This is a genomic window from Cellulomonas sp. P4_D11, from assembly GCF_056401915.1.
The window spans coordinates 22,798-33,050 of record NZ_JBFUIK010000034.1; the positions used below are offsets into that span (position 1 = coordinate 22,798).

The 10,253-nt window shown below is 65.7% G+C and carries 2 protein-coding genes, 3 rRNA genes and 1 pseudogene; all 6 read right to left on the reverse strand.

Annotated elements, in window-relative coordinates:
* Window positions 1-2,006 precede the first annotated feature (2,006 nt).
* A 5S ribosomal RNA gene (rrf, locus tag AC1DT4_RS17070) occupies window positions 2,007-2,123 on the reverse strand.
* Between the two features lie 78 nt (window positions 2,124-2,201).
* Window positions 2,202-5,313: ribosomal RNA gene (locus tag AC1DT4_RS17075) — 23S ribosomal RNA — on the reverse strand.
* Window positions 5,314-5,766: 453 nt separating this feature from the next.
* A 16S ribosomal RNA gene (locus AC1DT4_RS17080) occupies window positions 5,767-7,288 on the reverse strand.
* Together the 16S, 23S and 5S rRNA genes form the textbook arrangement of a ribosomal RNA operon.
* Before the next feature lie 599 nt (window positions 7,289-7,887).
* Window positions 7,888-8,826, reverse strand: a complete 939-nt coding sequence (locus tag AC1DT4_RS17085; protein WP_477090983.1) for a co-chaperone YbbN — start codon at window positions 8,824-8,826, stop codon at window positions 7,888-7,890.
* Between the two features lie 60 nt (window positions 8,827-8,886).
* Complete coding sequence (locus AC1DT4_RS17090; RefSeq protein ID WP_477090984.1) at window positions 8,887-9,894, reverse strand: DUF8094 domain-containing protein; 1,008 nt, start codon at window positions 9,892-9,894, stop codon at window positions 8,887-8,889.
* Window positions 9,891-10,253: pseudogene (locus AC1DT4_RS17095) on the reverse strand (hypothetical protein); the annotation flags it as partial. The pseudogene AC1DT4_RS17095 and the gene AC1DT4_RS17090, both read right to left, overlap by 4 nt.

Here is a 10,253-nt window from a genome sequence, read left to right on the forward strand (position 1 = left end):
CCGCGACAGGCGTCGGTCGTCCGAGCTGTCCCGGCGATCGGGACCCGAGCCGTACCCGCTCCGAGCGCCGTCGTGCCCCGAACGACCAGCCGGGGGCCGACGATCACCCGTGGCCGGTCGGTCGGCACGGTTGCCGCCCGCAGGGGGACGCCCGGAACCCGCGCGCTCGGGTCGCTCGCCGGACGCCGGACGTCCGCCGCGGTCACCGAAGGACGAGCGCTGGCCGCCCGACGTGGGGCGGTCGCCCGCCGGCTTGTCGCCATACGGACGCTGCTCGCCGCTCGGCCGATCGCTCCGCGGCCGATCACCGGACGGTCGGTCGCTCCTGGGACGGTCGCTGGTCGACCGCTCGCCGGCGGGCCGGCTGCCGTAGCCGCTGCGCTCGCCGCCGGTGCGCTCGCCGTACGACGGGCGGTCCCCGCCGCGCCCACGATCCCCGCCGCCAGAACGGTCTCCGTACGACGGACGGTCGCCGGCAGGACGGCTCGACGAGCCGGACCTGTCGCCGTACGACGGGCGGTCCCCGCGACTGCGGTCGCCACCCGAACGATCGCCGTACGCCGGCCGGTCGCCGGAGGGACGGTTGCCGGAGGACGGCCGGTCGCCGGAGGGGCGGTTCCCGTAGGAGGAACTCTCACCCGCGGGACGATCGCCGTAACTGGGACGGTCTCCACGCCCACGGTCACCACCGCCGGACCGGTCGCCGTAGGACGGACGGTCTCCGGAGGGTCGGCTGCCGTAGGACGGCCGGTCCCCGGAAGGACGGCTGCCGGAGGACGAACGCTCGCCACCGGGACGATCGCCGTAGCTGGGACGGTCCCCACGCCCACGGTCGCCGCCGCCGGACCGGTTGCCATACGAGGGCCGCTCCCCCGACGGACGGTTGCCGTAGGTGGGACGGTCCCCGGCGGGACGGTTCCCGTAGGAGGAACGCTCACCACCGGACCGGTCGCCATAGCTGGGACGGTCACCGCGACCGCCGCCACCGGACCGGTCGCCATACGACGGTCGGTCTCCGGACGGACGGCCACCGTACGAGGGGCGGTCGCCGGAAGGTCTGCCGTACGACGGACGGTCTCCCGACGGGCGCCCGCCGGACGTGGGACGGTCACCGCGACCGCCGCCACCGGACCGGTCGCCGTACGACGGACGGTCCCCGGACGGCCGGCTGCCGTAGGACGGACGATCGCCGGAGGGACGGTTCCCGTACGACGCACGCTCGCCGCCGGGTCGGTCACCGCGACCGCGGTCCCCGCCACCCGAACGGTCACCGTAGGACGGACGATCGCCCGACGGCCGGTTCCCGTAGGACGGGCGCTCGCCGGAGGGCCGGTTCCCGTAGGAGGAACGCTCACCACCGGACCGGTCGCCGTACGACGGACGGTCCCCGGACGGCCGGCTGCCATAGGACGGACGGTCGCCGGAGGGACGGTTCCCGTAGGAGGAACGCTCACCACCGGACCGGTCGCCGTACGACGGACGGTCCCCGCCGGACGAGGGCCGACCGCCGCGTGAGTCGCCGGAACGCGACCCGGAGGAGGAACGCGATCCGCGGTCGTCGCCGGACCCGTAGGACGGTCGCGAACCGCGAGAATCGCCGCCGGAACGCGGCCGGTCACCCGACCGAGAACCACCGCTGCCGCCGGTGGAGCCGGAACGCGGGGCGTTGCCACGGCTCTGGGAGTCCCGGGAGCCGCGCGCCGAGCTGTTCTCGCCGTCGGGTCGGCCGCGGTTCGCGCCACCCGACCGACCACGGTCGTCAGGTGTGCCGCCGGCACCATTCTCGCTGTTCATCTGTGTGCTCTCCTCGTCGCGATCGACCGCCTCATCGTCTCATCCCCTGCTCCGGACGCCGAACGGCGGCCGTGGGGCCGCGCCGAATAGGCGGAGCGGGGACGACACTGCGGTGAATCATGGTGATCAATACGCCCGACGCTGCGCGCAAAGTAAACAATCCTGGAAACAGAAGAAGCCACCCCCGTTGGGGGTGGCTTCTTCTGAACGATGTCCGGCGGCGTCCTACTCTCCCACACCCTGGCGAGTGCAGTACCATCGGCGCTGAAGGGCTTAGCTTCCGGGTTCGGAATGGGACCGGGCGTTTCCCCTTCGCTATGACCGCCGTAACGTTGTCGAGTTGTCAAACGGGTTCCCGTTCGTCTCTCGGGAACCGCACAGTGGACGCGTAGCAAATCAATGAATGAGTGGTGAAGTTGTCGGCTTATTAGTACCGGTCAGCTGCAAGGGTCTTGAGTCCCCTCTTCCACATCCGGCCTATCTACCCAGTGGTCTAGCTGGGAGCCTCTCACCCCTCGAGGGGGCATGGAAACCTCATCTTGAAGCAGGCTTCCCGCTTAGATGCTTTCAGCGGTTATCCCTTCCGAACGTAGCTAACCAGCCGTGCTCCTGGCGGAACAACTGGCACACCAGAGGTTCGTCCGTCCCGGTCCTCTCGTACTAGGGACAGCCCTTCTCAAGTTTCCTGCGCGCGCAGCGGATAGGGACCGAACTGTCTCACGACGTTCTAAACCCAGCTCGCGTACCGCTTTAATGGGCGAACAGCCCAACCCTTGGGACCTACTCCAGCCCCAGGATGCGACGAGCCGACATCGAGGTGCCAAACCATGCCGTCGATATGGACTCTTGGGCAAGATCAGCCTGTTATCCCCGGGGTACCTTTTATCCGTTGAGCGACGGCGCTTCCACAAGCCACCGCCGGATCACTAGTTCCGACTTTCGTCCCTGCTCGACCTGTCAGTCTCACAGTCAAGCTCCCTTGTGCACTTGCACTCGCCACCTGATTGCCAACCAGGCTGAGGGAACCTTTGAGCGCCTCCGTTACATTTTAGGAGGCAACCGCCCCAGTTAAACTACCCACCAGGCACTGTCCCTGGTCCGGATCACGGACCGAGGTTAGATATCCAGAGCGACCAGAGTGGTATTTCAACGTTGACTCCACCGACACTGGCGTGCCGGCTTCACAGTCTCCCACCTATCCTACACAAGCCGCACCGAACACCAATACCAAGCTATAGTAAAGGTCCCGGGGTCTTTCCGTCCTGCTGCGCGTAACGAGCATCTTTACTCGTAGTGCAATTTCGCCGAGTTCGCGGTTGAGACAGCGGAGAAGTCGTTACGCCATTCGTGCAGGTCGGAACTTACCCGACAAGGAATTTCGCTACCTTAGGATGGTTATAGTTACCACCGCCGTTTACTGGGGCTTAAATTCTGAGCTTCGCCTTGCGGCTGACCCGTCCTCTTAACCTTCCAGCACCGGGCAGGCGTCAGTCCGTATACATCGTCTTGCGACTTCGCACGGACCTGTGTTTTTAGTAAACAGTCGCTTCTCCCTGGTCTCTGCGGCCCTTCACGCTCCCCGAGCAAGTCGGTTCACGCTTCAGGCCCCCCTTCTCCCGAAGTTACGGGGGCATTTTGCCGAGTTCCTTAACCACGATTCTCTCGATCGCCTTGGTATTCTCTACCTGATCACCTGAGTCGGTTTGGGGTACGGGCGGCTAGAACCTCGCGTCGAGGCTTTTCTTGGCAGCATAGGATCACCAGATTCCCGCTAATGCGGTCACCGTCAGCTCTCAGGCTATGTGAGGTGCGGATTTGCCTACACCTCGCCCTACGACCTTGGACGTGGACTACCATCGCCACGCTTGGCTACCTTCCTGCGTCACCCCTGTTAATACGCTTACCTACTACCGGTTCGGGTCACGCGCTCCCCGGCACGGTACCCCCGAAGGGGTGGTGTGCCGGCTCGGGCGTTTAGCATCACCGGGCTCGGTATGGGCGGTTCTTCGCCGGTACGGGAATATCAACCCGTTGTCCATCGACTACGCCTGTCGGCCTCGCCTTAGGTCCCGACTTACCCAGGGCGGATTAGCCTGGCCCTGGAACCCTTGATCATTCGGCGGACRGGTTTCTCACCCGTCATTCGCTACTCATGCCTGCATTCTCACTCGTGTGGCGTCCACCGCTGGGTTCCCCCGCGACTTCACTCGCCACACGACGCTCCCCTACCCATCCACACGCCTGAACACCCGAAGGTGCTGAGCTGATATGTGAATGCCACAGCTTCGGCGGTATACTTGAGCCCCGCTACATTGTCGGCGCGGAATCACTTGACCAGTGAGCTATTACGCACTCTTTCAAGGGTGGCTGCTTCTAAGCCAACCTCCTGGTTGTCTGTGCAACTCCACATCCTTTCCCACTTAGCATACGCTTAGGGGCCTTAGCTGGTGGTCTGGGCTGTTTCCCTCTCGACTACGGAGCTTATCCCCCGCAGTCTCACTGCCACGCTCTGGCTTACCGGCATTCGGAGTTTGGCTAACGTCAGTAACCTGGTGGGGCCCATCGGCTATCCAGTAGCTCTACCTCCGGCAAGAAACACGTGACGCTGCACCTAAATGCATTTCGGGGAGAACCAGCTATCACGGAGTTTGATTGGCCTTTCACCCCTAACCACAGGTCATCCCCCAGGTTTTCAACCCTGGTGGGTTCGGTCCTCCACGCGGTCTTACCCGCGCTTCAACCTGCCCATGGCTAGATCACTCCGCTTCGGGTCTAGAGCACGCGACTGAATCGCCCTATTCGGACTCGCTTTCGCTACGGCTTCCCCACACGGGTTAACCTCGCCACGTACCACTAACTCGCAGGCTCATTCTTCAAAAGGCACGCTGTCACCCCTGCTAGGGAGGCTCCAACGGATTGTAGGCACACGGTTTCAGGTACTATTTCACTCCCCTCCCGGGGTACTTTTCACCTTTCCCTCACGGTACTTGTCCGCTATCGGTCACTAGGTAGTATTTAGGCTTACACAGTGGTCTGTGCAGATTCACTCCAGGTTTCTCGGGCCCGGAGCTACTTGGGATCCCCTTCGGGAGGCCACGCCATTTCGTCTACGGGGGTCACACCCTCTGTGCCGGGCCTTTCAATGCCCTTCGACTATGACGCGACTTTCTGACTCCCTGCTGATTCGGCAGAACCAGCTGAAAGGTCCCACAACCCCGTGCACGCAACGCCTGCCGGCTTGAACACGTACACGGTTTGGCCTGATCCGCTTTCGCTCGCCACTACTCACGGAATATCTCTTCCTGGCGGTACTGAGATGTTTCACTTCCCGCCGTTCCCTCCACACACCCTATATATTCAGGTGCGGGTCACACGACATGACTCGTGCGGGGTTTCCCCATTCGGACATCCTCGGATCACGGTTCGTTTGCCAACTCCCCGAGGCTTATCGCAGGCTACAACGTCCTTCTTCGGCTCCTAGTGCCAAGGCATCCACCCTGTGCCCTTATAAACTTGACCACAAAGATCATTCATAAAAGATGCTCGCGTCCACTGTGCAGTTCTCAAGCTACGACCGGTCACCAGCACCCTCACCCCAGCGCCTGCCCACCACGCACACCCTTGCGGGCCATGCGGCGATGAGTGGTTCGTCTGAGCGGTACCAGCCCGCAGCCACCCGAGCCCGACCCCCACCCGCAGGTGAGCGCAAGACTCGTAGCGACCCTGAACGAACAACCTTCCGGCTGTTCCCTCAGGACCCAACAGCGTGCCCAGCCGACCCCTGACCAGCAACGATCCGTTCCCACCCGGAACCCCAAGGGGCCCGGCGTACTAGGTCGCCACCAGCTCGAAAGCCGGCCACAGTCGATGTTCCACCCTCGAGCACCGTCCCCCACTCGTTCGGCAGGGACAACGGGCCTGGACACCACAGCCACCCCATGACAGGACAACCTGATGCCAGATGCTCCTTAGAAAGGAGGTGATCCAGCCGCACCTTCCGGTACGGCTACCTTGTTACGACTTAGTCCCAATCGCCAGTCCCACCTTCGACAGCTCCCCCTCTTACGAGTTGGGCCACTGGCTTCGGGTGTTACCGACTTTCGTGACTTGACGGGCGGTGTGTACAAGGCCCGGGAACGTATTCACCGCAGCGTTGCTGATCTGCGATTACTAGCGACTCCGACTTCATGGGGTCGAGTTGCAGACCCCAATCCGAACTGAGACCGGCTTTTTGGGATTCGCTCCACCTCGCGGTATCGCAGCCCTTTGTACCGGCCATTGTAGCATGCGTGAAGCCCAAGACATAAGGGGCATGATGATTTGACGTCATCCCCACCTTCCTCCGAGTTGACCCCGGCAGTCTCCCATGAGTCCCCGGCATAACCCGCTGGCAACATGGGACGAGGGTTGCGCTCGTTGCGGGACTTAACCCAACATCTCACGACACGAGCTGACGACAACCATGCACCACCTGTACACCGACCTTGCGGGGCAACCATCTCTGGAAGTTTCCGGTGTATGTCAAGCCTTGGTAAGGTTCTTCGCGTTGCATCGAATTAATCCGCATGCTCCGCCGCTTGTGCGGGCCCCCGTCAATTTCTTTGAGTTTTAGCCTTGCGGCCGTACTCCCCAGGCGGGGCACTTAATGCGTTTGCTGCGGCACGGAACTCGTGGAATGAGCCCCACACCTAGTGCCCAACGTTTACGGCATGGACTACCAGGGTATCTAATCCTGTTCGCTCCCCATGCTTTCGCTCCTCAGCGTCAGTTGCGGCCCAGTGACCTGCCTTCGCCATCGGTGTTCCTCCTGATATCTGCGCATTCCACCGCTACACCAGGAATTCCAGTCACCCCTACCGCACTCTAGTCTGCCCGTACCCACTGCAAGCCCAAGGTTGAGCCTTAGGTTTTCACAGCAGACGCGACAAACCGCCTACGAGCTCTTTACGCCCAATAATTCCGGACAACGCTTGCGCCCTACGTATTACCGCGGCTGCTGGCACGTAGTTAGCCGGCGCTTCTTCTGCAGGTACCGTCACTTTCGCTTCTTCCCTGCTGAAAGAGGTTTACAACCCGAAGGCCGTCATCCCTCACGCGGCGTCGCTGCATCAGGCTTGCGCCCATTGTGCAATATTCCCCACTGCTGCCTCCCGTAGGAGTCTGGGCCGTATCTCAGTCCCAGTGTGGCCGGTCGCCCTCTCAGGCCGGCTACCCGTCGTCGCCTTGGTAGGCCACTACCCCACCAACAAGCTGATAGGCCGCGAGCCCATCCCAGACCGATAAATCTTTCCAGACACCACACATGCGTGTGCGTCTCGTATCCGGTATTAGCCATCGTTTCCCATGGTTATTCCAGAGTCTGGGGTAGGTTGCTCACGTGTTACTCACCCGTTCGCCACTGATCAGACCAGCAAGCTGGCCATCACCGTTCGACTTGCATGTGTTAAGCACGCCGCCAGCGTTCGTCCTGAGCCAGAATCAAACTCTCCGTAAATGTCTACATGGCACCCCACCACCAAAGCGGTGAAGCAACCGACACACGAAACGGTCCCGATAAGGACCAATCAGATTCGGCTGAATTGTGGCACCGCCTTCCACGGAGGTAGAAGAAACGGCACCAATCTCAACCAAGACCCACCACCCTCAGCACCCCACCCCAAACGAGGCAGAACACATCCAGAAGCGAGCCATATGGCATCGACTATTTGGCACACTGTTGAGTTCTCAAGGAACAGACGCGCATCCATTCAGGCTTTTCAACCTGTCCGGAGGCAACCGTTCTAACTTAGCGGAGCCGACCCTCCCCGTCAAATCCCCTCGTCAGAGGCGATTCAGCTGGGGTGGAACCTCGGTTCCTGTCTCCGCACGCTCCAGATGACCGGCGATGTGACGGCCGGTCGGAACGTTCGGGGCTGTCGCTCGGGGGACCAGCCACTGCGGTGCGATCCGCGGTGTCCGTTCCTCCCTGCCGGGCGACGTCGAGAAGATTACGCAGGCTCCCGGCCGGAGAGCAAATCCGTGCCCGGTGACGCGGGTCACGTCGGCCTCAGGCCGCCTGACCTGCACAAACGGGTACGGCGAGCGTCGGGGCGCTCAGTACAGGGCGCTCGCCATGGCACGGCGGGCGGCGATGACACGGGGGTCCTCGCCGCCGATGACCTCGAACAGGTCGACCAGCCGCACGCGGACGCGCTCGCGCTCCGGGCCGGCGGTCGTCCGCAGCACGTCGACCAGCCGCGCGAACGCGTCCTCGACCTTGCCGCCGAGGATGTCGAGGTCGGCGACCGCGAGCTGCGCGTCGACGTCCGACGGGTCCGCTGCCGCGGCGGCACGGGCCGTCTGCAGGTCGGCGTCGCGGGTGCGGTCGAGGAGGCCCACCTGGGCCAGGCCGGCGCGGGCGAGCGCGTCTCGAGGGTTCTCCTTGAGCGCCTGCTCGTAGGCCGCGGTCGCGGCAGGCAGGTCGTCCCGCTCGATCGCGTCGTAGGCGGCCTGGTGCAGGGGCGGGAGCTCCGGCTCGGGCTCCTCCTGCGGCTGGTCGGTCGCGGTGCTCGGCGTGGCCCGGCCGGTGATGCCGTTGGCCTCGGCGGCGGCGAGCACCTGGTCGAGGACCGCTCGCACCTGGTCCAGCGGGTAGGCACCCTGGAAGAGCGGCAACGGCTGGCCGGCCAGCACCGCGACGACCGTCGGCACGCTCTGGGCCTGGAACGCCTGGGCGATCTGCGGGTTGGCCTCGGCGTCGATGCGCGCGAGCTGCCAGCGACCCGCGTCCTCGTCGGCCAGCGCCGCCAGGTCGGCCGCCACCGTCGCGCTCGCCTCGCTGCGGGGCGACCAGAGGACGACGACCACCGGGTACTGCGTCGAGGACTGCACCAGGGCGGGGAACGACGCCTCGTCCACGTCGACCACGTAGGTGCCCGGCGTCGGAAGACCGCCGGGGCTGCCCGGGGGCGGCGTGGCCGGGCGGTTCAGCGTCGACAGGTCGACGGCACCGCGGACGTCGAGGCGGGGGTGGGGTCCGGTGGGCTGGGACATGCGTCGATCATCCTTCGAGGCCTGCGTCGGTCGGGTCGGGGGTCGTGCGGTCCTGCGATGTCACTCCGCCGTCGCCGACGTCACGGCGTGCTCCGCGGCGAGCAGCTTCACCGGTGCACCGGTGCCGGCCGGGGGGACGTACATGACGAGGACGTCGGTGAACGTGCGGACGAAGTTGCTGCCGGCGCTGGTCTTGCCGGTGAGCGCTGCGTAGAACGGGTCGGAGATCGGGATCGTCCCACCTGCGACCGTCAAGGTCACGGTCGACACCGTGGTCAGCTGGCCGACCACGATGGCACCGCCGTCGACCGTGCCCAGGCTGACGACGGGGGCCGGCGCGGGCGTGTACGTCTCGGTCGCGGTCCCGGCAGCCTGCACGCCGGCGGCTGTCGCCGCGCGCGCCGCCTCGATGCTCGACCGGAACGTGTCCGGCTCGAAGGTGGCGGCGAACGCGGAGGCGTCGCCGTTGGCCAGCACGTCGGCGTACTGCTGCAGCGCCTCGGTCGGCGTCACCACCAGGCCGGTGGCGTCGGGAGCGAGCACCGGGCTGCCGGTCTCCGGGGCCGCCGTGGGCGGCATCTGGACGGCAGCGCCCATGCGTCCCCAGCCCCAGAGCTTGTACTGCTCGCGCGGGGCGCTCTGCTGCATCACGAGGATCCGGGGGGCCTGAAGGTCGTCGGGCTGCTTGGTGACCACCAGCTGGGTCCGGGGCCAGACGTCCGTCTGCGGCACGATCAGCGCCTGGGCGTCCGTCGGCAGGGCTGTCGGCGGCTTGGCGCCGGCGGTCGCGGCGGCGCGCACGTACTCGGCCGAGCGCACCGCGAGCGCGGGGCCGTCCACCCGAGGCGGCAGCTGGGCGGGGTCGAGGGCCGCGTCGGCGGCCGCCAGGACGGCGCCGAGATCAGTCAGCACGTCCTGGGACTGCGAGACCGTCGTGGCTGCGGGGGCGACCGCGGGGACCGGCTCGGGCTGAGCCTCGGGGAGCGGGTTGCCGCACGCCGCGAGCCCCAGGAGGAGCAGGCTGCCGAGGGCGGCGGCGATCCGGCGCGAGCGTGTGCTGCGCGTCATCGTCCGTCCTCCTTCGTCGCGTCGGTGTCCGGCTCGGTCGCGGTGCTGTCGCCGTCCGTCGGCGGCAGGCCCCAGGCCCGGCGCCAGGCGTCGGCGCGCGAACCGCCCGCGGCGCTCTCGTCGGTCGGGGCGGGCTGCGGCGCGGTGGCCTGTACCCACGTCGGGCGCCCGGCGTGCACGGGCTCGGCGTCCGGACCGGCCGGGGAACCGGGTCGGAGCCGTGCGCCCGGGGGCGGCGGGACGGCGGACCAGCCCGCCGGGCCGCGCGGGTCCGGTGCCGGTGCGGACGGCGCCGGGACGGGCGTCGCCGACGAGTGCGCCCAGGAGGGGCGACCGTGCGGCGTCGCGCCCGGCTGTTC

Excerpts from the sequence above, each read along its gene's own strand:
- AC1DT4_RS17085 (WP_477090983.1), bottom strand. The coding sequence starts at position 8,826 with ATGTCCCAGCCCACCGGACCCCACCCCCGCCTCGACGTCCGCGGTGCC.
- AC1DT4_RS17090 (WP_477090984.1), bottom strand. The coding sequence starts at position 9,894 with ATGACGCGCAGCACACGCTCGCGCCGGATCGCCGCCGCCCTCGGCAGC.